The following is a 24,566-nucleotide window of genomic DNA, read 5'->3' as shown; positions in this document are numbered from 1 at the left end:
CTCCGATGATAAAATAGAGAGTATTGCCCATGCTATCTTTTTAGTCGTTAATTGTTCCATCAGGCATGACCGCACCACGCAAATCTGCACCTGTCAGATTTGTACTACTCATTTCTGCTCTGATCAGATTTGCCTTACTTAAATTAGCACCAGTCAAGTCTGTCCTGGCAAGATAGGCATCAACCAAGTCTGCTTCAGTGAGGTTAGCCTGACGCAGGTTAGCCCGACTTAAATCAACTCTATTTAGCCTTGCAAAACTCAGATTTACTCCACTCATCTGACATCTAGTCAGTTTAGCATCTGCCATAATTGCACCATACAAGTTAACACCTGTAAGTTCGGCATCGATGAGATTTGACCTTTCCAGTCTAGCGTTCATCAGGTTGGCACCTTTCAAATTAGCACCGCTGATGTTAGTATCTGCCAGAGATGCATTATACAAAATCGCTTCACTCAAGTTTGCATAGCTCAAATCGGCATAACGTAGCGTTGCCTCACTCAAGTTAGCACCACTCAAATCAACTTTAGATAAGTCTACACCAGTTAAATCAGCGCCTCGCAAGTCAGCCTTATGGAGGTTTGCACCCCGGAGACTAGCAGAGTACATTCTCTTTTCTTCTCGCAAGTTAGCACCACGCAGGCACGCACCAGTTAAATTTGCACCACTCAAATTTGCACCACGCAAATCGGCATTCATCAAGTTAGTATCCAGCATATTAGCCAAAGTTAAATCGGCATTACGCAAATCAGCACCCTGCAAAGTTGCACCATGTAAATTAGCATCATGCAAGTTGGCACTGATTAAACTTGCCTGATTTAGGTTCGCGCCACTTAGCTGTGTACAAACTAGATTTGCCTTATTCAGGATTCCGCGATTTAGATAGCTAAAAATTAGGATGGCATTACGCAAATCTGCTTTATTCAAAGCGATACCAATCAAGTCTGCACCAAACAAATTCACCCCATTTAAGTTTGCCTCAACAAATTTTGTTTCTCCATTTTCATATCGCTTAAGAAGTTCATTGGCATCCATATTTTTCCCTATCAATTACCACAATCTGTCCAAAATTTTCCAGGATCAACAATAGCCAAAAATTGCCATTATTCTTTGATAGGGGGTACTATAAATTGACAGGTGTTATTGTCATCCTTGAGTTGAATTTTATAATGAGGATTAACTAGTGTTTTCGTTTCTGGGGATGAATCACTGTTAAATGGTTGATATCGGTTGGCGCTGGATGATATATTGCCATATAAACCTCGCATAGATTGGATGATTGCACTAGCTGCTTGAATATTTTCATCCGGTTTGCCTAGAGATATAACAGCACTATTTAGTTTAGATTCAAGTTCTCTAATAGTTGGACAAGTATCAAATAATCTCAGCAATAAATCATCAAGTTTTTCAGCCTTTAGTTTCAACCAGTCTTCTTCATTGAAAGTAAATTTTTTGTACAGTGCAGAAAATAGAACTATTTTAGCCCTAAGTGGGTTAGTATACTTCATAATATTTTGCCGTAAATCAAACTGATTATATTGATATTTAATTTGACTACTTGAAGATTGATCTATAGAATTTGATGATATTTTTCCATAATTATATATTTGTTCCTCTTTACGAGGCTGATTTAATAATATTCCTGTTGATTCATCAGGCGTTATATATAGCTTCTGTATTTCATGAAAAATAACACTGGCAATTAGGGCATATTCAGATTGTTTATTAAGGGTTTTTACAACTTTAGATAAACTATAATTTAAGTCGTTTATACTTGGATTTAACCTACATAATTCTTGAATTAATTCTTTTAATTTAAACCTATTTAGCGTCTCCTCATCATTCTCCCAAATATTTTTACAAGCCGAGTATATTAATTTTTTAATCCGTTTTGAGTTTTCATGCTGTTCTAAATGTTTAGTTACTGTATCGAGGCTAGATATAGTTTTCATCGGCAAATCTCCGGCACAGGTATCAAATAGTAAAAAATGATATAATAACCAGCCCTTTCAAGGTGACTCGTAAAATCTCTTTTTTAGAGCATTCTCTGTGTGTAAAGTGGTTTATAAGTTATTTAACCGTAGAGGCACAGTAGAAAGTGTGAGGGCAGGAAACTTTCGTTGGCACAGCCCGCCGCTGACATCAAGCTTTCTAAGGCAGAGAAGACATAGAAAAGAAGTTTAGAGAGAAATTCACTTTCGAGAATTTCTACTCACTATTGAAAGGACTGGTCTTATGTTATACCCTTTTTATCTAGCTTGTGTAGTCATATCGAACCACTTTACCCACAGTTGGCGTTGCTGATTGGGGTTGGCACAACAGCCAAATCCTGATGGTCATTGCCTCTCAGAGAAACAGTGCTTAGTGCTGAGTAAAAAAGTAAACTTAATTACACTTGTATAAAATAAATTATGATAAGCTAGTGGATCGGATTAGAGCGGGAAGATTCATACTCTAAGCCGATGTACTCAATTTGGAAGCTGACTTGTTAAATTCCTTAAACCTTACCGCTTCCTATCAAATACAACAGCGCCATACGAACGGCGACACCGCTGGTAACTTGCGATTGAATGAGACTAAATTCCGGATCATCCATCAATTCAGAACTAATTTCAACACCACGGTTGACTGGGCCTGGATGCAAAACTTTGACGTTAAGTTTACAAAGTTGCAGTTTTGTACGTGTAATGCCAAATAGCTGATGATATTCTCGCAAACTTGGTAGTAAATGAGCAGTCATACGTTCCTTTTGCAGACGCAAAGTCATGACAAAATCAGCATTCTGCAAAGCTGGTTCTAGTTGCCAGTGGAGAAATAGTTGTTGATTTGGCGAGTGGGATGAGGGAGATGGGAGAATTAAATTGTCTCCTTCTGCACCCTGCCCCCGTTCGGCTACGCTCACGGCAAGCCTGCCCCCTACCTCCTCCAAGATATACTCGGCAAATAACTTGGGTAACAGGGTGGGTGGTGCTGCGAGATGCACTTCGGCACCACTGGCAATTAAACTCCAGATATTCGATCGCGCCACACGAGAATGGAGAATATCCCCAACAATGGCAATTTTTTTTCCCTTTAAAAGTTCCAATCGGGGATGATCTGGGTCAATTAAAGTACAAATGGTAAATAAATCTAGCAGTGCTTGGGAAGGATGCTCATGTTGACCATCACCAGCATTGAGGACACTAACTTTTACACCTAGACGATCCATTTCAGCTGCGATCGCATTTGGTACTCCAGCCTCTCGATGGCGGACTACCATAATATCAGTTCCCATGGCCAAATAGGTCTTCGCTGTGTCGAGAATTGTTTCTCCCTTAGTCATGGAGGAAGTGGCTGCGGCGAAGTTTAGTGTATCTGCACTTAAGCGTTTGGCAGCGAGTTCAAAACTGCTGCGGGTGCGGGTAGACGATTCAAAAAATAAATTCGCCACCACCTGTCCCTGCAAAGTTGGCACTTTCTTCGTCCGCCGTGATAGCACCTCTTGAAAAGAGGCCGCAGTTTGCAAAACAGTATCGTATTCAGTGGTAGTGAAGTCAGCTAGGGAAAGAATGTGATGACGATTCCAGGTGTTAGTAGGCATAAATAGCAGTCAGTTTTCTGCATAGAGATACAAACGGTCGCGTCTCTACAGCTTTTTAATTTACAGATGCAGAGGAAATGATATCACCTGTCTTCTATCAAATTAGCTACCTGTTCTCTCTAGCATCAAGGATTTATATAACGCTTCCCATTTTAATGAGGTATTAGCGAGGGGTGCAAAGCCATCTGTACGCCCCTACTTCACGCCAATCAAGACTGCATATACGTCCATTAACTTGGTAAATGAAAAACATTTAAAGCACAAGAAATCAGGGTAAGGAACGTTAAAAACCCAATTGTATCCAGCATTGTAGTCACCAACGGCCCACTAACTAGTGCCGGGTCAAGCTTCAGTCGTTTCAAACCCATTGGCAGTAAAGTGCCGAGTGTAACAGCCACAATTGTATTAGTTGCCATTACCATTCCGGCAATTAAAGCTACCCATCGTTCTTGGGGTCGTGCCCAAATTAAGGAAAGCAGGATCATCGTTGTGGCTAAAGCTAGGGCTGTACCTAAACCAGCTAGAAGTTCCTTGCGGAGAATTTTCAAGGTATCTTTAGGTGTAACCTCGCCCACTCCCAAACCTCGAATTGTCACCGTTAATGCTTGAATACCAACAGTACCACCAGTGTTAGAAAAAATTGGCATGATGACTGCTAAAACTGGTACTGCGGAGATTACAGATTGAAAAGGCGCGATCGCACTGGCTGCACCAATATACATTGCCATGATGCCCAATAGCCAAGGCAAGCGGTTGCGGATGGTGAGTAGGGGAGAGGATAAAGCTGCTTCATCACCACTCACACCCGCCAGTTTTTGAATATCTTCTGTAGCTTCCTCTTGCAAAATATCCATGACATCATCAATGGTGACGATGCCAACCAATCGGTCTTCTCGGTCAACTACGGGGATAGCGATTAAGTCATAGCGCTGCATGATTCGCGCCACTTCTTCTTGAGGGGTTTCAGTTCTCACTTTAATGACGCGATCGCTTGCAATATCCTTGATGAAAACATCGGGAAAGGTAAACAGCAATTGGCGCAGTGAAACTACTCTTACCAGCGTCCGGTTATCATCTGTGACGTAGGCGTAGTAAATCGACTCCTTGTCTTCATCCTGACGGCGGATTTTACTTAGGGCTTCACCTACAGTCAATCCTTGCCGCAACCGGACATATTCGGTTGTCATCACCCGCCCAGCTGTGCCTTCTGGATAGCCGAGAATCGTTGCTGTTGCTTGCCTTTGTTCTGGACTCAGTTCTTGCAATAGCCGTTTGATTACCCCAGCAGGTAGTTCATCAAACAATTCTGCCCGTTCGTCGGGACTCATTGCTTCTACAAGTTGCACTACTTGGACATCATGCAGAGAATTAATTAGTTCTTCCTGCACCTCTGTGGGCAGATATTCAAATACATCGATTGCCTGAGCTTTGTTGAGTAAACGGAATGCGATCGCGCGTTGTTTCTCAGGCAATTGTGTAATGTAATCTCCCACATCCACAGGTTGCAAGCGATTTAAATCCCATTTCAACTGGTTTAAATCGGTAGTATCAGTCAGCAAATCACGAATATCTTGTGTGAGCATGAGATATATCTCCTAAGTCTCCCCCGCGCTGGGAGACTTCCTCGCCAGCTCAGAGGAGGTTGATACTGCCATCTGGTGGACTATGGTCCATAAAATTTCAACAATTCAATATCGATATCTAAATTAAGGCATTGCTAGTCATCATCCTAACCCGGAATCGCACTCTCAGGTAGGCACTGAATATTAGCATTCAGTATCTGTCATATTTATGACTAGTTTTATTGCCCTAAAATTTAGGTAATTTTTGTGTACTTAAAGTAGATTTTACTACTGCTAGAAGCTATGTCAAGCCAATCAATGAATTTACTCGCAAAATTCACAGAGTCAAAATATTTACAACATTAATAAGTAGTATTTTGTATCAAGCAACTTCATGCATAGTTACTTGGACAAAATTGAAGAATTCTGTTTGGATAAAATAGGATTTCTATATAAGGGCTGATATACAGTAATTAATGCACGGTGAATCAAAGAAAAGATTCTATTAAATGCTTGTGGATATACAAAAAAATCCATTTAGGGACTTCACTTTCTTCCCCTGAATGATGGGCTGCGTCAGACAGATGCACGCAGCCCGGTTTAGCACTTTGTAGTTTACGAAAGCACTGGTTGTGCTTCCAGATTTTGGGCTTTTTGCTTGAAGACAGTTGGCACTTCTGCGCTGAACGCTTCACCTTGAACCACTTCTGAGCGGAAACCATCAACCCCAACTGGAACATCGCCAGTAATGGTGGTGCGATAGAGGAGACGCTCGACATCCAAATGATCTAAATCTTGAGGAGCCAAATGCACTGTAGCGCGGTTGTCCCAGAAGGCGATATCACCATTGTTCCAACGGAAACGGGTGGTGTAAGCAGGCTTGGTGATTTGGTTGAAGAACAATTCCAGCAGCAGGTTGCTCTCTTGTGGTGACACGTCAACAATGTGCGAGGTAAAGCCAGGGTTAACGAACAATGCACGCTCACCAGTCTCAGGATGAACCCTAACAACCGGGTGGATTGAGACTAGTGGATTGACAGCAATACGCTCGGTGAACTTGCTGTTGCGGGGCTGATGCTTACCTCCATTGAAGCGATGTTCAGCTTTCAATGTATCTGCTAGCGCCCGTAAAGGTGCTGAGAGACCCTCATAAGCTGCAACTAGATTACTCCACTGGGTGTCACCACCGAAGCTAGGAACATTAACTGCACGCAAAATTGACGCTGCTGGTGGGTTAATAGCCGCCGTCACGTCTGTGTGCCAGGGACCTCCACTGCGGAAACCATATTGCTTTTCATAGAGCCTACGGTCTACGGGTTTGATCTGGGGAAATCCCGCAACTGGTTCAGGTTCTCCAAGTGGATGCGCGAAAGTTACTTCGCCAAAACGAGATGTGAACTCAACTTGGGCGGCATGATCGATGTTCTGACCACGAAAGAACACAACTTTCCACTTCAATAGTGCTTTACGAATTTCTTTGACTTCATCATCATTCAGAGGACGCGAAAGATCCACGCCGCTGATTTCAGCACCAATGAAACCAGCTACTTGTTTGACTTCAATATGCTTGTAGCCCATGTAGACTCTCCAAAGTTTGATCTATAAGGTGGTGTCCGCACTCGTCCTTTTCTTTTGGAATATTGCTATCAGCTACAAGCAATATTCCAAAGGAAGCGGTCGTAGTTTTTAGAATCATACACTAAACCGATCGAATTACCGTAGTATAATGTAAATATATTTTTAGACTGCTGGAATAACGGGAAGTTCATAGCGTCCGATCTGTAAAAGATGCGTGTGTGCCGCCAGCTTATCTACATAGCGCTGTAAGTCTGGTCATGGTGATATTGGTATGAGGCAATGTGTTATTAGCCCTCACGAGGATGGAAACTTTTACACAGTTCCAACCGGACAGGATATTATTTCGTAACACTTAATGTTTGAAAAGCTAATAATTAGTGTATCATGTGAACTGTAATTTGCCTTACACATTCTCTGTATAGATTATGCAAACCCTATCCACTGCATAAGTATTTATCATGAACTGCGTACACCAGGACGGATGAAAAAGGGACTGGTAGAGCAAAGCGGAATTCAGAATTAAAGAACTCTTAGGGACTGAGCTAAGAAATCAGCACGCTGCTCAAAGTCGCGCTAACAGAACTTTTCCAAGTCAAAGTATCAAGTTGACTGCCAAAAAGGAGGACAAGGAATTGCTAACAGCCTATAGCGAAAATGAACTGCAATTAACTGCTGACGTGCTGGTAATTGGTGGTGGTCCTGCCGCAGCATGGGGAGCATGGGCAGCCGCATCACAAGGTGTCAAAGTTATCATTGTTGATAAAGGTTTTCTGGGTACGAGCGGTGCAGCTGCTGCCAGTGGCAATGGCATCATGGCTCCTTCTCCAGAGAATTGGGACAAAGTTTTATGGGAGCGTTATCGCGTAGGAAAAAACCTAGCTAACTTACGTTGGATCGAGCGTGTCATTGAAAAAACTTGGCTCAGTTTGCCTCTAGTTGAAAAGTGGGGCTATCGTTTTCCCAAAGAAAATGGGGAATCTGTGCGCCAGAGTTATTATGGCCCTGAATATATGCGGGTACTTCGTAAGAACCTATTGCGTGTTGGGGTTCAGATTCTTGACCAAAGTCCTGCCCTAGAGCTTTTATTGGCTGATGACGGCTCAGTGGCTGGAGCAAGAGGTGTGCAGAGACAAAATCATCGTACCTATACTGTTCGCGCTGGTGCAGTAGTCCTGGCTAATGGTGGTTGTGCATTCTTGAGTAAAGCATTAGGGTGCAATACAAATACAGGTGATGGAATGCTGATGGCAGTAGAAGCTGGCGGTGAACTCTCCAGTATGGAAGCTTCTAATCACTATGCGATCTCGACCGCTTTTAATGCCACGGTGACAAGAGGTGTTCCCTTTGGCTGGGCTAGTTACAGCGATGAAGCAGGCAACGATCTTGGTGGCTATGTCAATGGTCGTCGCGATCCATCGTTTCTTCCCAATGCCCTCCTGAAAGGCTCCGTTTATGCCCGTTTGGATCGAGCTACACCTGAAGTTAAGGCGGTGATTGAAAAGTCTCATTTCATATCTTTTTTACCTTATAAAAAAGCTGGCATTGACCCCTATACAGAACGAGTGCCTGTAACACTGATTTTAGAAGGTACAGTCCGTGGTACTGGTGGAATTCGGATTGTGAATGATAGTTGCGGTACAAAAGTTCCTGGCCTCTACGCCGCCGGTGATGCTGCATCGCGGGAGTTTTTAGCAGGTTTAGCTTCTGGGGGTGGTGGTCCCAATGCTGCCTGGGCAATCTCCACAGGACAATGGGCTGGAGTTGGTGCGGCTGAATTTGCGAAGAGTCTTGGCGCTCATCCTCATGAACGGGTGGTGCATCCTGCTGGTCAAGCCGGATTGCGTAGCCCATCGCAGTCTCCTGCTTCCGAAACATTCGATAGCGAGGCGATCGTGCGCGGTGTACAAGCGCAGATGTTCCCCTTAGAGAAGAATTACTTGCGCTGTGAGCAGGGACTTTTGGATTCCCTGGCCAAATTAGAAACGTTGTGGCAGCAGGTAAACACGAATCCGAAACAAGATACAGTGCGCGATGTGGAATTTTCTCGGCGAGCGGCTGCTCTCACGGCTGTAGCGCGATGGGCATATTTTAGTGCTTTACATCGCACGGAAACCCGCAGCGAACATATTCGTATGGACTATCCCGAAACCGATCCAAATCAGCGTTATTATCAGGCAACCGGCGGCTTAGATCGTCTATGGGTGAGGCGTGATTGGCTAACGGATGCCATCGCCTACGACGAGCAGAACGCCATTGCTACACCGCCAGTACCAACCACTCAAACGACACCCTCTGTATCAAAGTTGTAGCAGGAGCAGTATCATGATCGAGCTTGTCAGTCATAAACTCTGTATCAATTGCAATGTATGCGTCCAAGTATGTCCTACCAATGTCTTTGAGTCCGTACCCAACCAACCACCCGCGATCGCTCGACAAGAAGACTGTCAAACTTGTTTTATGTGTGAGGCTTATTGTCCTGCGGATGCACTCTATGTTGCGCCCCAATCTCATACCAATGTTGCAGTCAATGAGGATGATTTAATTGAAAGTGGCATCATGGGTGAATATCGTCGCATCTTGGGTTGGGGGTATGGCAGAAAAAACAATAGTGAATTGGATACTGCTCATCAACTGCGCCAACTGCCGCGCCCCTATCAAAGTTAATTTGGGTGTTTAATTGAGGTTCCTACCACACTCAATTAGTCAAAAACCTGCAAGTCACACCAATAATTGCTTCTTTTATATGCTCTATCTTGGATTGTACCAACTACCGTTGTTGGTGCAATAGCCAAGATAGGGCAATTTGTGTTGGTTTAATATGATGTCCGGTTAAATAATTGTCATTGCGAACGAAGTGTTCGCGGAGCGTCTCGTAGAGAAGCAATCCCAAAAACCTTGCGATTGCTTCGTTCCACTTCGTTGCACTCGCAATGACATATCACAAGTAATTTGCCGGACATGATATAACACCGTGTTTTTGAGCTAATTCTACGACGCAATCAACGATCGCACTGCCCAAAAACACCCCCAGTAATAAGCTTCGCCATCTTAAGTATAAAACAACCTAAGTAAATCGTATTTTAGTTTGCGATCGCTAAAATTCAGTACCCAGAGGTCTACTAACACGAGATAATAAGAAACTCACACCACCCTTAGCTGTTGTCCCATCGCCGATTACAAAACTTGTTCTGGCTTGGTTTAGTTCACAGTCACAGGGTCGAATTTTGCAAGTAGTTCTGAACCAAATCATGAAAACATCTACCGAATTGCTAGCTCGTCTGGACTATTACTACCAGCAAATCAAGACAATTATCCTGGCTCGGCAGAATCCGATTACTGGTTTACTACCTGCGAGTACAGCGATTACAGCCCACGGCGATTATACAGATGCCTGGGTGCGAGACAATGTTTATAGTATTTTGGCAGTTTGGGGTTTAGGGCTTGCATACCGCAAGATTGACGACGATAAGGGACGCACTTATGAACTAGAACACAGTGTCATCAAACTGATGCGCGGGTTGTTGTTTGCGATGATGCGACAGGCTCATAAAGTAGAGACATTTAAACATACTCAGTCGCTACTGGATGGACTGCACGCCAAATACAATACCGCAACCGGTGACATTGTTGTTGGTGATGATGAATGGGGACATTTGCAACTTGATGCCACATCTATATTTTTGCTGATATTGGCGCAAATGACCGCAGCAGGATTGCAAATAATTTATACAATTGATGAAGTCAATTTCGTCCAAAATTTGGTTTACTACATAGGACGAGCTTACCGCACACCGGATTACGGCATTTGGGAACGCGGTAATAAAATTAATCGTGGTAATGCTGAGTTAAATGCCAGTTCCGTAGGTATGGCAAAAGCTGCTTTAGAAGCTATCAACGGACTGGATTTGTTTGGTGTGCGTGGTAGTCAAGCATCGGTAATTCATGTGCTACCAGATGAAATCGCCCGCGCCCGGATTACTTTAGAATCGCTATTACCGAGGGAATCTGGTTCCAAGGAAATTGATGCGGCGCTGTTGAGTATTATCAGTTATCCTGCCTTTGCAGTGGAAGATTTGGAGTTACGCGATCGCACTTTAAACGATATTATCAATAAACTTGCAGGTAAATATGGCTGCAAACGCTTTCTGCGTGATGGACACCAGACGGTTTTAGAAGATAATCAGCGCTTGCACTACGAACCGTGGGAACTCAAGCAATTTGAGCATATTGAATGCGAATGGCCGTTATTTTTCACTTATTTAGTTTTAGATGGGTTATTTTGCGGTGAGCAAGAACAAGTAAAAAAATACCAAGAACTTTTAGAATCATTACTTATAGAACAAGATGGTTTGCGTTTACTGCCAGAACTATATTATGTCCCAGCCGAAAACATAGAAGCAGAAAAGTTAGCACCCCAAACGCAACCACGTTTGCCCAATGAAAATATTCCCTTGGTGTGGGCGCAGAGTTTATATTTTCTCGGTGAAATGTTGAGTGAAGGGTTACTAGCGGTTGGTGATATCGATCCTTTGGGAAGACATTTGTGTGTGGGCAAACAGCGCGAAGCATTGGTACAAATTGCTTTATTAGCAGAAGATGAAGATTTACAAACGAAACTAGAAGTTCACGGAATTGAAGCACAAACACCCGCTCAAGTAGAACCGATTCAAGTTAGAAAAGCTGGAGAATTTTCAGCAATTTATACCCAAATTGGACGTAACGATAAACTTGGTTTAACTGGGCGGCCAGTGCGGCGACTGCGGAGTTTAACAACATCTAGAATATTTCGGATTCGTGGTGAAACAATTGTATTTTTGCCTTCATTTTCCGACTCTCAGCAGTTTTATCTAACCCTTGATTACCATTTTTTACTGGATCAAATTAGAAGCGAACTAGCTTACATTCAAAAATATTGGAGCGATTTAGGGCGTCCTACTCTGACTTTAATGTTGACGCACACCATGTTAGAAAGTGGTTCTGAGGCATTACTAGAACTGATGCAAGAACTCAAAGATGGTGTTTGTAACGGTGTACGGGTGAAATTAGGGCGGCTAAATCAGCTAATGTTGACAGCCGGAATTCAAAGAATTGATTTTCTACCCAATGCAGAATTTTCGCGATCGCCAGTGAAAAATGCTAGCCCACGTTGCTATTATTTGGCTTATCATCCTGATAAAAACTGGCGCTTAGGGCATACTCAAGAATTTCAGATGGAGTGTGAAACCAATTTCGGATTATTACTTTCTTCTTTGCGTGCTTCAGAGAATATCTACGAGCAAATTGAGTTATTGCAAACTTTAACTCGCTTGCAGGGAATGAAATTTGATACAGGGTATGGCGGCCCAGGATATCCTGTCACCGTAGGCGATTTACTCGACGAAGTTTACACCAAAGCTGGAGATTTAGGCATTTGGGCAGTAGTACGTCGGGCCGCGGGGTTACGGCAAATGGTTGATATCAGCCTATCAGATGCAGTAACGAGTATTTTGGTAAGGGGCAAGCAAATTGCTGTGGGTAAAGCTTACAGCGAAGCGTCCTTGATTACCGTACCCATGTCCCACGATGAAATTGCCGATAAAATTAACCATTTTTGTCGTGAAGATATCCGCGATCGCGTCCTCACTCAAGAGATTTTAATCTATCTTGGTATCTTAATTCGCTCAGAACCCGAACTATTTCAGGGACTACTAACGTTGAGAGTCGGCTATCTCATTCTGTTAATAACCAGCGAACTAGCGCGAGAATTACACGTTACTCAAGATGAAGCTTACGATTACTTAATGCAACTTTCACCCTTTGAAGTGAAAATGCGCTTGCGTCAGGTATTAACTGGATATAGTGGCATGAGTAACCTATTACGCCAGCAAGAATCACTGCACGTCAAGCAAAAAGAAAGTGATATTGCTTGGGTGGTGTTACCAGGAATCGCCGAAGGAATAGAAGTTCCACCAGGTGGTTGGCGACGGTTTCGCCAAGCCGAGGGGGCGACGGGGCGCGTACCAAAAGAATTTTTTAAGGAAGTTTGGCTATTAATGCAACATTGCAAGGGTCTAGTAATTGGCGATAAATTAGAACGCCGCAATCGTTTAGATAGTGAGATAATGCTATCGGAAATGACAGCCGGGGAAAGAAATTTTGCTCTGTTAATTGAGCATTTACTGAATAAAATCGAAGCTCCAGAATATCGCCAAGTTAATATTGAAGCATTAATCGAATTAGCTGCGATCGCAGCCAATAATCCCAAGCTGCAAATCGAAGAATATATTGTGTTGGATGTGTTAATTGGCCACGCAGTGCGATTGGCGTGGCTAGAAAATCATAGTCAACGCAGCGATCGCTATGATGAAGATAAGGCGAGTGCGTGGCGATCGTTTTACAATACCTCTCCTAGAGATTGCGCTAGTTATATTTTGAAAGCATTCAGATTCTTGACGGAATTTGCTGAAGCTAGCACGGTTTAGTTGCTGTAAGCATAGGGTGCATTACATCCCATTAATGCACCTTCCTTGTTAAACTTTATTTTTAAACGATGCTAGAAAAATACATCAAGACAGAGGTCTTGAATAGTTAATTATCCATTTGTTTGATTTGGCATCCCGTACTAACCATAAACGTACAGATTCGGGTTCGGATAATTTTTGAGTTTTTTTCATCAAATATTGTAAGCTAATTCTTACTATGGCAGAGTTCCCAACTTGTTTTTCCAGAATAATATTATTAGTACTTACTTTCTCAACTGTTTCCCACCAGTCTACATAGGAAATAAAACCACTAGATAAGCTTGATTTATTGCTTTGAAACTCATTAGATAGACAATTCCAGGCTTCTGAATATTGACGTTCATTAATGGCTAAATAGTAAGCTTCGACAAATTTTGTAGGTGCAGGGTTACTTAAAGCAGAAGACGGTAAACGTTGAGAATAAAGTCCCCATCCTTCAATCGAGTACCACCACATTGCTCCTCGATCAATAAATTGAGCAATGGTATTTTCTCCAAAAACCGGACGAAAATACCAAGTTAAAGTGAATACGATAGCTGATATTACAAACCATCCTCTATGAAGCAGCCATTTCTTTTTAAAGGCATACTCAAGTATTTTCCTTGATTTTTGTGTTAATTCATCAGAAGTCCTCACCATATCAGTTAGTAAATCATCAAATTTATAAATAAAAATTGGCGGTTGTTCACCTTTTTGTCGGATATATAACGTTACTAAATATTCTATAAATAATAGAATGGATGCTATAGCTTTCGCACAAATAAGCAGGAAGTGCGAAAATATAAAAAACAGACAAGGTAATGCTCTCCATAGAAACCAGGGAAAAACAAATATAAACAGAAGTAAAAAAATCAGAAACCGCCACGGCATTGGTATAATTAGTAGCAGTTCCCAAAATGCTCGAATAATGCTTTGCAGGAACTCGATCACAATAATTTTTTGCCTTTTATTCTGATAAATTAATTATCTTCCTCATCTTCTTCCCAGTTAAATTCAGGAACTACAGATTCGGCACTATTATTAGTTTCATCTTTTTCTGCTAGAGGTTTTTTATTTTCTGGATTGCTGATTGGATTGCTTTTCAAAGCAGGTGCTGGACGTTCAATAAGACCCATCAATCTCTGCACTATATGTTTCCCTGCATCATCAAATTGAGACCCTTCTATAGCATCTTCTTTTAATAAGACTTCTAGCAGTTTGACTTCGTTATCAACAGCAAGCTGACGCTGTTGATTGAGCATTTGAGCCACAGCCATTACATCATTAGGGTTTTTAGCAAGTTGTAATACAAGCAATTGCAAGCTACCAGTCTGGATAATTTCATTGTAAAAGTCCATTTTGATTCGCAAGCGCTCGATCTCTAATTTATCGCTTTCTATCTTGAGCTTTTCTAGCTTGTTCTGTTCCTCAATCACTGTTTTTTCTAGTTCACTTTTTCCTTTAATACTTGTTATATCGACTTCAACTTCTTCCTGAATATTTGTTTTCCGGCGAATTCGATCTCGTACCTCTTGTTCTAAAGATAGTTTCAATACAAAGCGATTGAGTTGGAATCCCGCATCGTATACTTCTTGTTTTACCCTATCACCGATCTCACGCTCTGCAATCCCAACTTCTTTAAATTCATAGCTACGGCTCATGCTTCGCATGACGTGATCAATTAGAGGTTCTAGTACTTCATAAACGTCGGTTACATTGCGTTGTACAATTATTTCTGGCTCATGTACTGAGCAATTAAACTTGACCTCAGCATGAAAATCGAAAGCATCAGTTTTACAAGGTAAGTCACACCGAAAACTCAATGGGTGTTCACTTATATCTACCTTGTAAAGCATATTATATTTGCCCCAAACCATTTCTCCTTTGGTAGGCCCCCTTTGACCCTGTGTAATAGTTAACAAGGGTTGCCCATCACCGACAAAAACTAAGGCTGTTCCTGGTTCAGGAACAGGGCGGCGCTGAAGTAATCCCCACCGGAGTGCTTCTTTGCTAACAATAGGATTGTATGTATTTGCCATTGTTTTACCTCATCTATTAGATATTTAGATACTTTTGAATTTTTGATAGTATTTTGCTAGCAGCATTGGGTTGTTCAACATCTGCCCATTTTTGCAGGTATTTCAGGATACGGTCTTTCTCTCGTTCGCTTCCTAAATCCACAAGTAAATATATAATTCGCCAAAGGATTGGAAGCAACCGATGGTCAAAATCTGCTAGCTTGAGCCAATTATGGAGTTGGTCAAATACGAGTTTGCGAGTCAGCTTCAGATTAAAAGCGTTCCGCAATAGACCCGTGATAATTTCTTCGTATGTACGCTCAGTTGTGAGATTTTCCTTAACAAGTTGATCTTCTTCTAATAGAAGCGACAGTAATATAGGCAAATGACTGTTATTAGAGTCTGCGGTAACTTTTGTCTCGCCCATCAGCAGCAAAAAGATTCCTAAACTCAAGTGGTTTGCCATATTTGTCTTAGGCTGCTGTGTCCATATTTGCAGTGTATTGAGGACTGTAAAATATTGACCTGGTAAAAACTGTCCAGCCTTGAAGAGGATAACTACACTTTCGGCTAGTACTGAAAATAATTGTCTGTCTCCAGATTTGGCGATCGCCAACAGATCCCGCAGTGCAATATCAGGAAAGCGCAATCCTACGTAGCCCCCATAAGTAGCCGTGGCTGTCCAGCGTAGGTTTGGATTGTTCACCGTACTCCAATGATGTAGCAAACCCATAACTTGTGGAGCAAGATCGCTTTCAAATACTGGTATGCTCAAAGCTTGTGCGGCTAATCTCTGCAAACGGCGATCGTCAGAATTTGCCCAAGGTCGCAGCACTTTTTCCAAAACAAAACCAAAAGCATACTTACTTAGTTCCCCAACTGCTGCTGCTGTTCTAATCCTCACCTCAAAGCTAGGGTGCGATCCTAGCTCATACAACCATAAAAGAAGCGGTTCGCGTAAATGGTCATACTCTTTCCAAACATAATGTAGAACAGCTGGCTGAAATCTGGGATTATCCAGTTCAATTAGCTCAACTGGACTGCGCCCAAACTCTGTATTTTCATATCCCTCGGTTGAATGAGCGCAAACTCCTTTTAACCACTGGCTGCGTCTTCTGTTAAAAATTGGCTCAACATCGCTAGCCTCTTTCTGGGCTGATGGAGGTTTGATCAGAAATTGTAGACGCTTGCTAGCATCGAGAACTGCTTGATAGCTACTTCCACTCAGAACTGCCAGAGTAATTATGAAAACATATTTACTCAGGTGTTGATTTTCTTCTTTCTCGAACCAGGATTCAACTTGCTCTCGAACCCGAACACTAAAGCCTGCTAGTGCTTCCTCAAGCTCAAGCTCCTTCCTGACAACCTTGGCTAGGAGTTCCGCTAACCGATCTACATCACCAGGTAATAAATTATTGTTGAGTAGCTGACGTACTGAGTCTGAGTGAATTAAGGAATGACTAACCTCAAGCATGGCTTGGTCTTTTAAATACCATGCAAGATGTTTTTCTAAAAGTTCCTCGCTCGTTGGTAGTTCACTCCAATGAACGATATATTCCTGCAAAGCTTCTGGTGATAGACGCACACGACTGTCTACAGTGATGACCAGATAACTATCTTGTTGGCTAAGTCTCTGATTCAGACCTTTGAGTAGATAACTATTTAGTTTTCCGGCACTATCATTTGCTAGCGTATCAATCACATACACTTGCTTCGATTCACATTGAAATGAACTGAGGTCTTCTACTGCTGGGTCGATTTCAAAAATCTCTTGATTTTGTGAGTGCAAAAGTAGGTGAATTGCAGTAGTTTGTTTGCCAATTTTAGAATCACCCCAGAGGAGTAAAACTCGCTTCTTTTTTAAAATGCTTTTTGCTTGTTCGTATCTAGTCGTTTCAATATAGACACTGCGTACTTTTTCAATATCAGCACTTAATACTAAACCAGCTATCTCTTTTACAGAAAGGTGTTTAGTCGATTTCGTCTGATTTCCTCCTACGACATCTCCTGTGATATCTACTTTGTTTGCAAAATAAGCGCCACCACTACGGGCATCAATAAAAATGTTTGCTGCGCCCTGCCATTGCAAGAATTCATTAATATTTCTGGCTGTATCTTTCCCTACAAAATTTTTAATGAATTCTTCTTCTGGATTGGTATGATTCGATGGTTCAGTACCCTCATTTTTATGAGGCTGCTCTGGATTTTCGGCATTCTGCTGCCCAGATGATGGATTTTGGTCGGAATCATCACTCACTGACTCAACTTACTCCCCAGTTATCAAAAAGAATAAATTAAACGCATGACCTACACTCACTAAGTGAAGAGAGGTTTGCAGATATTTGTTTATGAAAAAATGTCAGTTTTACTTGTCAAATTTTTCCTGATTACCTCCAATTACATCACCTTTGATCTGAACCGATCCAGTTCCAAAATAAACACCACCACTGCGTTTATCAATGGTTAATTTTTCAAGTTCATTACTCTTGGGTTCAAGTGGAATCGGCTTTAAAGGAGTATTTAAGTTGTCACGAATAAATCTCTTGACCCGAATATAAATTGGTTTTTTATCCGATTCTGGTCTACAGATTGAGATATGATTTTCATCCATTGGGATTGGTATTACACCTCGAACCCCAGGATCGGCACTAGTTTCATTTACAACTAAAATTCCGTTGGTCTGATACTTTTCGCAGTAGACTTCCATTGGAATTTGACTCAGGTGTTCATGATTTCGATACAAAAGATTTAGCTCGCGTAACCGAGAATCGTGAGCCTTCAGCTCATCAACGCTGACTGTAGTTCTCAGAAGACCACCTATATATTTAATCCAATTAGCAAGGTCAGCACCCGAATGAGGAGTTGAGAGAAAAACAATTCCTTTAGTCTGCTGCGCGATCGCTTTCCATCTTGGAGTCCCGAAATCATTCGCATGGCGAAGCATTTGCTTAACTAAAAGTCCACCCATGCTATGGGTAATAAAAATCAGGGGGCGATCACCAATATCATACGTGTCTAGAAGCGCCAAGCAGTTGGTAGCTCGATCTACCAATGGCATTGTATTTCCTTTCCAGGCGAAAGGTTCCACTTCATACCCTAGTGACCAAATACCAACATTTGGTAGATCCCTACCCAGCCAAGCCGGCCAGAAATCATTATCATTACCCTTAACCTTGCCTTTGGGATGCCAAGTATCTCGGTAATTACCCATCAATCCGTGAACAAAAATTACGTCCCCAATTCTTTGGAGGTCGTTGCAACCTGAGATTGGGAATAAGTCATTCAAGTTTTCCACGCCCTAGTTCTCCAATTGACGATTCTATGTATTAACGAAATTAAGTCGTTTCAGGCTGTTGGCAACTACCTCCAAATAGGTCGTTTAGAGACTATGCAGCTTGTCGTTACAACTTGCTTGCTAATAATGAAAAAATAAAATTTTTATTTAATCATTTCTTCCTATGTAATTTATATATGTGTGCTTTTTGTATAGGGAAAATGTAATATGTAGCTTATCAGCCATAATACAAGTAATAATATATAGATTTCATTAAAATTTTTGTAAATTTTTAGCGCTCGCTTCCTGGTTTTCACTAGAGTTACAATCACACAAGACATTGGATAGTACTTCAGTTCAGCAAATCATGAGCCTGGAAAGATGGCAGTATTAAGCCAATCTCCCTGATACCAAGCAATGCGGGGTAAAAAATCTAAAGTTAAGAGTTAACGTCAAAATACTTACTATTAATCATTGATCAAAAAAATATCCCCTACTTCAGAAGCGCAGTTGCAAGGGAGCGCTAAAAGCAGGGGTTTATTAACTTTTATTTTGTTGTTAAAACTACTTAACAGAAACAGCATCAACATCTATGGTGCTTGCAGTGGAAGTAGAACCCTCGGTAGTATTAGGTACTTCAGTAGCCACATCACCCTTACGAGCTTTCCAACCTTCAATTACTAGGCCAGACACCTCACTAACTAGCAGGGTCAAAAGAAAAACATCATCGATCTGTCCTACGACAGGTATAAAATCTGGGAGAATATCAAATGGGCTGACCAAATAGACCAACGTTCCTAAAATTACCCACCAACGGTACTTGGGGTTACGAAGCACATCGCGATACCAGGTGTAAAGTGATTGGATTGAAAATTTCATATTTTGAACCTCCTAGTTATCTTTAATTTTGACAAATTATCCTAAAAACTCCCGGTGCGAATAACCGCCCTAGTTAGTCTGGAAGACGCTACTCATTATTTGTCAACAAAGATAAATTAAGTAGGTAAGCGGGAATATTTATAACTATGTTCCCTTAGAAGACAAATAGTTTGCCTCTTTGTCTAGCTTCACAAATAATTAGTTATTCGACAAAAATAAATCGGGATGACTGGATTCGAACCAGCGGCCCCTTCGTCCCGAACGAAGTGCGCTACCAAGCTGCGCCACATCCCGCCATAAAAATGGCATTGTAAATTAAGAATATCACAACCTGTGCCAAATAGCAGAATTACATCTACATCTATATATAGATGATCGCTTCATCAAAGGCTTTGCTTGCTACGATTGAATTTGTATAACTCTAGTGGTAAAAGCGGATTGTGACTGTAAAACCAGACTGGTTGCGGGTAAAAGCACCTGGGCGTGAGCGCATCGGTAACGTTAAAGAAATTTTGCGGGATTTAGCCCTCAATACAGTTTGTGAGGAAGCGTCCTGTCCGAATATTGGTGAATGCTTCAACGCTGGGACTGCCACGTTTTTGATTATGGGCCCGGCTTGTACACGTGCTTGTCCCTACTGTGATATTGATTTTGAGAAAAAACCCAAACCACTAGACCCCACGGAACCTGCTCGATTGGCGGAAGCTGTTCGCCGCATGAACCTTAATCATGTGGTAATCACTTCTGTAAACCGAGATGACTTGCTTGATGGTGGCGCGTCTCAGTTTATGGCGTGTATTGATGCGGTTCGCTCTGTTTCACCTAACACCACAATTGAGGTGCTAATCCCTGACTTATGCGGTAATTGGAATGCTCTAGAGTTGATTCTACAAGCTGCGCCAGAGGTCTTAAACCACAATACCGAAACTGTTCCACGCTTGTATCGCCGCGTGCGTCCCCAAGGAAACTACGATCGCACATTAGAATTATTGCAGCGCACTCGCCAAGTTTCTCCTAGCACATACACTAAATCCGGGATCATGGTTGGACTCGGTGAAACTGATGCCGAAATCCGCCAAGTCATGCAAGACTTGCGAACTGTGGATTGCGACATTTTGACAATTGGGCAATACCTCCAACCTAGTCAAAAACACTTGCAAGTAAATGAATTTGTCAACCCAGAACAATTTGCTGCTTGGAAGGCATTTGGCGAAGAAGTAGGATTTTTACAAGTTGTTTCTTCACCTTTGACAAGAAGCTCATATCATGCCGAACAAGTCAGGGAATTAATGGAACGTTACCCCCGCAGCCAATTTTAGATTTGAGATTTTAGATTGGTGAGCTAAGAGAATGGGATGATCGGGTGATGGGGAGACTCTTGATTAATGACTAATCCAAAAACTGTAGCAATTCTTGGTGCGGGTGCTTGGGGTGCATCTCTAGCAAATCTCGCCGCAGCAAATGGTCATCAGGTACGCGTGTGGTCGCGTCAAGGTTCCCAAATCCAAACAGTTTTAAAAGATGTCCAAATAGTTTTGTCCGCTATCTCAATGATCGGTGTGAGGGATGTTGCTTCCCAAGTTCAGTCTTTCCCCCTTTCTCCAGAGACAATTTTTGTGACGGCGACGAAAGGCTTAGACCCCCAAACCACCTGCACGCCGTCACAAATTTGGCAAACAGTATTCCCTAACCATGCAGTGGTTGTTTTGTCTGGGCCTAATTTATCGAAAGAAATTCAAATGGAATTACCAGCAGCAACAGTGGTAGCCAGTAATATTGCCACGGCTGCGGAAGCAGTGCAGTTAGTATTTTCTTCTCATCGTTTTCGGGTATATACCAATCCCGATCCCTTAGGGGTGGAACTAGGGGGAACACTGAAAAATGTCATTGCGATCGCAGCTGGTGTGTGCGATGGGTTACAACTGGGAACCAATGCTAAAGCAGCTTTAGTCACCCGTGGACTTACAGAAATGGTTCGCATCGGTAACGACTGGGGCGCAAAGACGGAAACATTTTATGGTTTATCGGGTCTGGGAGATCTGTTAGCAACCTGCAATAGTCCTTTAAGTCGCAATTACCAAGTTGGCTATCAGCTAGCTGGTGGTAAGTCACTTACAGAAACTCTTGCAAATTTACAAGGAACTGCTGAAGGAGTGAACACTTGCCGGGTTTTGATGCAACGAGCCAAGCAACAAAACATTACTGTCCCAATTACTGAGCAAGTTTATCGGTTACTTGAAAGCGAAATCACACCCCGACAAGCACTTGATGAACTGATGCTGCGAGATATCAAGCCGGAGTACAACAACTAGTTAGTAGCCTGTCAAGTTGAAATTGACGGGTTAAGACTGCAAAAGAGGATGCGTCACTCACTCTTTGCATCTTCTATAGCCCTTTGGGGTTGAGTTCAATACAAACCGAACAAGAACAACAGCCCTTTCCCTACCTCTCCCTAACCTTTCCTAAGAAGAGCTTGTGTGCACACCGTAGCTCCTAGAAGGAGAAAAGAATGGAAGTGAGGTCAGAATGTATTAGATACATAGACGTGTAGCGGCTTGTCATAAGACATCGCTATATCTCCGTATCGAGATAATTTTTGCCGTTAATACTAATCACTTCCTCGATATCTATTAGTTCTACTTATACCTGAATAATCCTGAGAAAAAATTGGTAAATCGTCAGGATATTACTTTTGTAGCCATGTAAATGTGACTATGCCAATTATAAAGATGACATTCACTGAAGGATGTTTATACTGTGTTACAAAAGTTACTTTAAAACCATCAGGGTTAAAATGTTAACTAAGTAGTTGAAATATTGAAAGCCTAGCTGTGGATTTGAATAGCTATTGGTTCAATCAAAAGTTTAGCAGCCGATTAAGTTCAGTAATACTGTATCCAATAAAACCCTTACAGTTAATTTCTAAAAAAATTGTAATGGAACCTTCAACCATGTTAGTTCATCGTAAATCACGGGAACAATAGCAACAGTTGAATAGCTGACCGTAATCTAAGCTGACCGTAATCTATTGTTACCTGGAGCCATTGAGACGATCTTTATGCCAGCAACATCTTTTTATGCAGATGCCGCCTACAACACCAAAAAGTCCCGCCAGGCTTTGGACTCGGATCTCACGGTTGACGAAAGTGAGTTATCGGTAGATGACCTACAGGAGCTAGAAATGGCTTCTGTTGACCATGCTAGCTTTGCTGCTAACACTAACCGTCGTAGTACAGACCTAGTACGTCTATATCTTCAGGAAATTGGTCGGGTTCGCTTGTTAGGGCGGGATGAAGAGGTTTCAGAAGCTCAAAAAGTCCAGCGCTACTTGCGGATGCGGATAGTACTTGCTAACGCCGCCAAGCAAGGGGATGAAGTGATTTCGCCCTATCAGAGGTTAATTGAAGTTCAAGAACGTTTAACCTCAGAACTAGGACATCGCCCGTCTTTGGAAAGATGGGCTGCTACTGCTGGCATAATGGTAGCCGATCTCAGACCGACTTTGGCAGATGGCAAACGTCGCTGGGCTGAAATCGCCAAGTTGACAGTAGAAGAGTTGGAGCAAATTCAGTCCCAAGGACTGCAAGCAAAAGAACACATGATTAAGGCTAATCTTCGCCTAGTTGTGTCTGTTGCTAAAAAGTATCAAAATCGCGGTTTGGAATTGTTGGATTTAGTCCAAGAAGGCACACTAGGTTTGGAGCGGGCTGTAGAAAAATTTGACCCAACTAAGGGTTATCGCTTCAGTACCTATGCTTACTGGTGGATTCGTCAGGGAATTACACGGGCGATCGCTACTTCTAGTCGCACGATCCGCCTACCGGTTCATATTACCGAAAAATTAAACAAAATCAAAAAGGCTCAACGCAAAATTGCTCAAGAAAAAGGTCGCACCCCGACTCTAGAGGATTTAGCAACTGAGCTAGAGATGACACCGACCCAAGTACGAGAAGTTTTGTTGCGGGTTCCTCGCTCCGTTTCTTTGGAAACCAAGGTAGGCAAGGATAAGGATACTGAGTTAGGCGAATTACTCGAAACTGACAGTGTAACCCCAGAAGAGATGTTAATGCGAGAATCTTTACAAAGAGATTTGCATCATCTTCTGTCAGATTTGACTAGCCGGGAGCGCGATGTAATTTTGATGCGGTTTGGTTTGGCTGATGGTCATCCTTATTCCTTAGCAGAAATTGGCCGCGCTCTTGATTTATCGCGGGAACGAGTTCGACAAATTGAATCCAAGGCTTTGCAAAAGCTACGTCAACCCAAGCGACGCAACCTCATCCGCGACTATTTGGAGTCTCTAAGTTAGTCAATGCTCAAGAGTCATTTGTCATTAGTCATTTGTCATTAGAAAACTAAACTTGACAAATGACTAGGGACAAAAGGCTGATTTAATCTTTAGATCAAAAGCCTATTAGAAGCTTGTAGCAAATAATTTGCATTTAATTGGACAAGAGATTCCCCAGACCTTTGTTCAGATATCTTAAAGGTGGGGATCAATTAAGCAATTCAAAATTAACTCATTCAAAATTCAAAGTCAAGGGATGCAATCGTTACAAGTATCCTAACTATTAGCTGTATGCAAATTAAATGCACTACAGCTAATTACTTGAATTTTGATCAAGATTTGATGAATTGTTCTTATATATTTAGTAAGAATTCTCAATAGGCAATGATTGTTGCAAATTGCTCCCAAGATTTGTTATATTCTCAACTAACGAGCTTTGTTGAGAAATATTAGTATGACTGTCTACACAACTACTTCACTCAAGGCAGAACTGAACGAACGAGGCTGGCGATTAACTCCCCAGCGCGAAACAATTTTACACATTTTTCAAGAACTTCCGCAAGGTGAACATCTGAGTGCGGAGGATCTTTATCATCGGCTAGAAACTGATGGTGAAGGGATCAGTCTGTCAACTATTTATCGGACTTTGAAGTTGATGGCAAGAATGGGGATTTTACGGGAACTAGAACTGGGTGAGGGACATAAGCATTATGAAATCAACCAGCCTTATCCCCATCACCACCATCACTTAATTTGTGTTAGATGCAACTCAACTATTGAATTTAAAAACGACTCAATTCTCAAAATTGGGTCGAAAACCGCTCAAAAAGAAGGTTTTCATCTGCTGGACTGTCAAATGACCATTCATGCAGTGTGTCCCAAGTGCCAACGGGCGCTGATGCCGCTTTAG

The 24,566-nt window shown here is 42.1% G+C and carries 17 protein-coding genes and 1 tRNA gene; 7 read left to right on the top strand and 11 right to left on the bottom strand.

Going from position 1 to position 24,566, the window contains the following annotated elements:
• Positions 1 to 40: 40 nt before the first annotated feature.
• The 5 genes from RM347_RS25410 to RM347_RS25390 all read right to left on the bottom strand — a co-directional run bounded on the left by RM347_RS25410 (position 41) and on the right by RM347_RS25390 (position 6,718).
• Positions 41 to 1,033: a pentapeptide repeat-containing protein gene (locus RM347_RS25410; RefSeq protein ID WP_322721043.1), complete on the bottom strand. Its 993-nt coding sequence runs from the start codon at positions 1,031 to 1,033 to the stop codon at positions 41 to 43.
• Between the two features lie 68 nt (positions 1,034 to 1,101).
• Positions 1,102 to 1,950 carry a hypothetical protein gene (locus tag RM347_RS25405; protein ID WP_322721044.1) on the bottom strand — a complete coding sequence of 283 codons (849 nt, stop codon included), beginning with the start codon at positions 1,948 to 1,950 and terminating at the stop codon, positions 1,102 to 1,104.
• A gap of 545 nt (positions 1,951 to 2,495) precedes the next feature.
• Positions 2,496 to 3,578 carry an aspartate carbamoyltransferase catalytic subunit gene (locus RM347_RS25400; RefSeq protein WP_322721045.1) on the bottom strand — a complete coding sequence of 361 codons (1,083 nt, stop codon included), beginning with the start codon at positions 3,576 to 3,578 and terminating at the stop codon, positions 2,496 to 2,498.
• Positions 3,579 to 3,808: 230 nt separating this feature from the next.
• Positions 3,809 to 5,161, bottom strand: coding sequence for a magnesium transporter (mgtE, locus tag RM347_RS25395; protein ID WP_322721046.1), 1,353 nt, complete (start codon positions 5,159 to 5,161; stop codon positions 3,809 to 3,811).
• A gap of 594 nt (positions 5,162 to 5,755) precedes the next feature.
• A complete protein-coding gene (locus RM347_RS25390; protein ID WP_163937487.1) occupies positions 5,756 to 6,718 on the bottom strand; it encodes a TauD/TfdA dioxygenase family protein in 963 nt (320 codons plus the stop codon).
• A 632-nt stretch (positions 6,719 to 7,350) separates the two neighbouring features.
• Between RM347_RS25390 and RM347_RS25385 the strand changes: the two genes are divergently transcribed.
• From RM347_RS25385 to RM347_RS25375, 3 genes are all read left to right on the top strand, one after another.
• On the top strand, positions 7,351 to 9,027 hold the full coding sequence (locus tag RM347_RS25385) for an FAD-binding protein (protein ID WP_322721047.1): 1,677 nt from the start codon (positions 7,351 to 7,353) through the stop codon (positions 9,025 to 9,027).
• A gap of 13 nt (positions 9,028 to 9,040) precedes the next feature.
• Entirely contained in the window at positions 9,041 to 9,382 is a 342-nt protein-coding gene (locus tag RM347_RS25380) for a 4Fe-4S binding protein (protein WP_012411463.1), read from the top strand.
• A 584-nt stretch (positions 9,383 to 9,966) separates the two neighbouring features.
• A complete protein-coding gene (locus tag RM347_RS25375; RefSeq protein WP_322721048.1) occupies positions 9,967 to 13,179 on the top strand; it encodes a glycoside hydrolase family 15 protein in 3,213 nt (1,070 codons plus the stop codon).
• 84 nt (positions 13,180 to 13,263) lie between these two features.
• On the opposite strand, the gene RM347_RS25370 is transcribed toward RM347_RS25375, so the two are convergent.
• The 6 genes from RM347_RS25370 to RM347_RS25345 form a co-directional block, all read right to left on the bottom strand.
• Positions 13,264 to 14,148, bottom strand: coding sequence for a hypothetical protein (locus RM347_RS25370; protein ID WP_428850613.1), 885 nt, complete (start codon positions 14,146 to 14,148; stop codon positions 13,264 to 13,266).
• Positions 14,149 to 14,177: 29 nt separating this feature from the next.
• Positions 14,178 to 15,236 carry a hypothetical protein gene (locus RM347_RS25365; protein ID WP_322721050.1) on the bottom strand — a complete coding sequence of 353 codons (1,059 nt, stop codon included), beginning with the start codon at positions 15,234 to 15,236 and terminating at the stop codon, positions 14,178 to 14,180.
• Between the two features lie 16 nt (positions 15,237 to 15,252).
• A complete protein-coding gene (locus RM347_RS25360) occupies positions 15,253 to 17,472 on the bottom strand; it encodes a hypothetical protein (protein ID WP_322721051.1) in 2,220 nt (739 codons plus the stop codon).
• Between the two features lie 108 nt (positions 17,473 to 17,580).
• Positions 17,581 to 18,510: an esterase/lipase family protein gene (locus RM347_RS25355; protein ID WP_322721052.1), complete on the bottom strand. Its 930-nt coding sequence runs from the start codon at positions 18,508 to 18,510 to the stop codon at positions 17,581 to 17,583.
• Between the two features lie 543 nt (positions 18,511 to 19,053).
• Complete coding sequence (locus RM347_RS25350; protein WP_322721053.1) at positions 19,054 to 19,368, bottom strand: YkvA family protein; 315 nt, start codon at positions 19,366 to 19,368, stop codon at positions 19,054 to 19,056.
• A gap of 220 nt (positions 19,369 to 19,588) precedes the next feature.
• A tRNA-Pro gene (locus tag RM347_RS25345) sits at positions 19,589 to 19,662 on the bottom strand.
• Positions 19,663 to 19,808: 146 nt separating this feature from the next.
• Here RM347_RS25345 and lipA point away from each other — a divergent pair.
• The 4 genes from lipA (at position 19,809) to RM347_RS25325 (ending at position 24,566) form a co-directional block, all read left to right on the top strand.
• Positions 19,809 to 20,687 (top strand): lipoyl synthase, encoded by an 879-nt coding sequence (gene lipA, locus RM347_RS25340; protein ID WP_322721054.1) that lies wholly within the window; start codon positions 19,809 to 19,811, stop codon positions 20,685 to 20,687.
• 66 nt (positions 20,688 to 20,753) lie between these two features.
• Positions 20,754 to 21,680 carry an NAD(P)H-dependent glycerol-3-phosphate dehydrogenase gene (locus RM347_RS25335; protein ID WP_322721055.1) on the top strand — a complete coding sequence of 309 codons (927 nt, stop codon included), beginning with the start codon at positions 20,754 to 20,756 and terminating at the stop codon, positions 21,678 to 21,680.
• A gap of 746 nt (positions 21,681 to 22,426) precedes the next feature.
• Complete coding sequence (sigC, locus tag RM347_RS25330) at positions 22,427 to 23,677, top strand: RNA polymerase sigma factor SigC (RefSeq protein ID WP_322721056.1); 1,251 nt, start codon at positions 22,427 to 22,429, stop codon at positions 23,675 to 23,677.
• Between the two features lie 433 nt (positions 23,678 to 24,110).
• The gene (locus RM347_RS25325; RefSeq protein WP_012407750.1) at positions 24,111 to 24,566 is read left to right on the top strand and encodes a Fur family transcriptional regulator; all 456 of its coding nucleotides are present in this window, start codon (positions 24,111 to 24,113) and stop codon (positions 24,564 to 24,566) included.

This window comes from Nostoc sp. ChiQUE02, from assembly GCF_034531305.2.
Classification (GTDB): domain Bacteria; phylum Cyanobacteriota; class Cyanobacteriia; order Cyanobacteriales; family Nostocaceae; genus Nostoc.
This window is presented reverse-complemented; position numbering and strand designations above follow the sequence as displayed.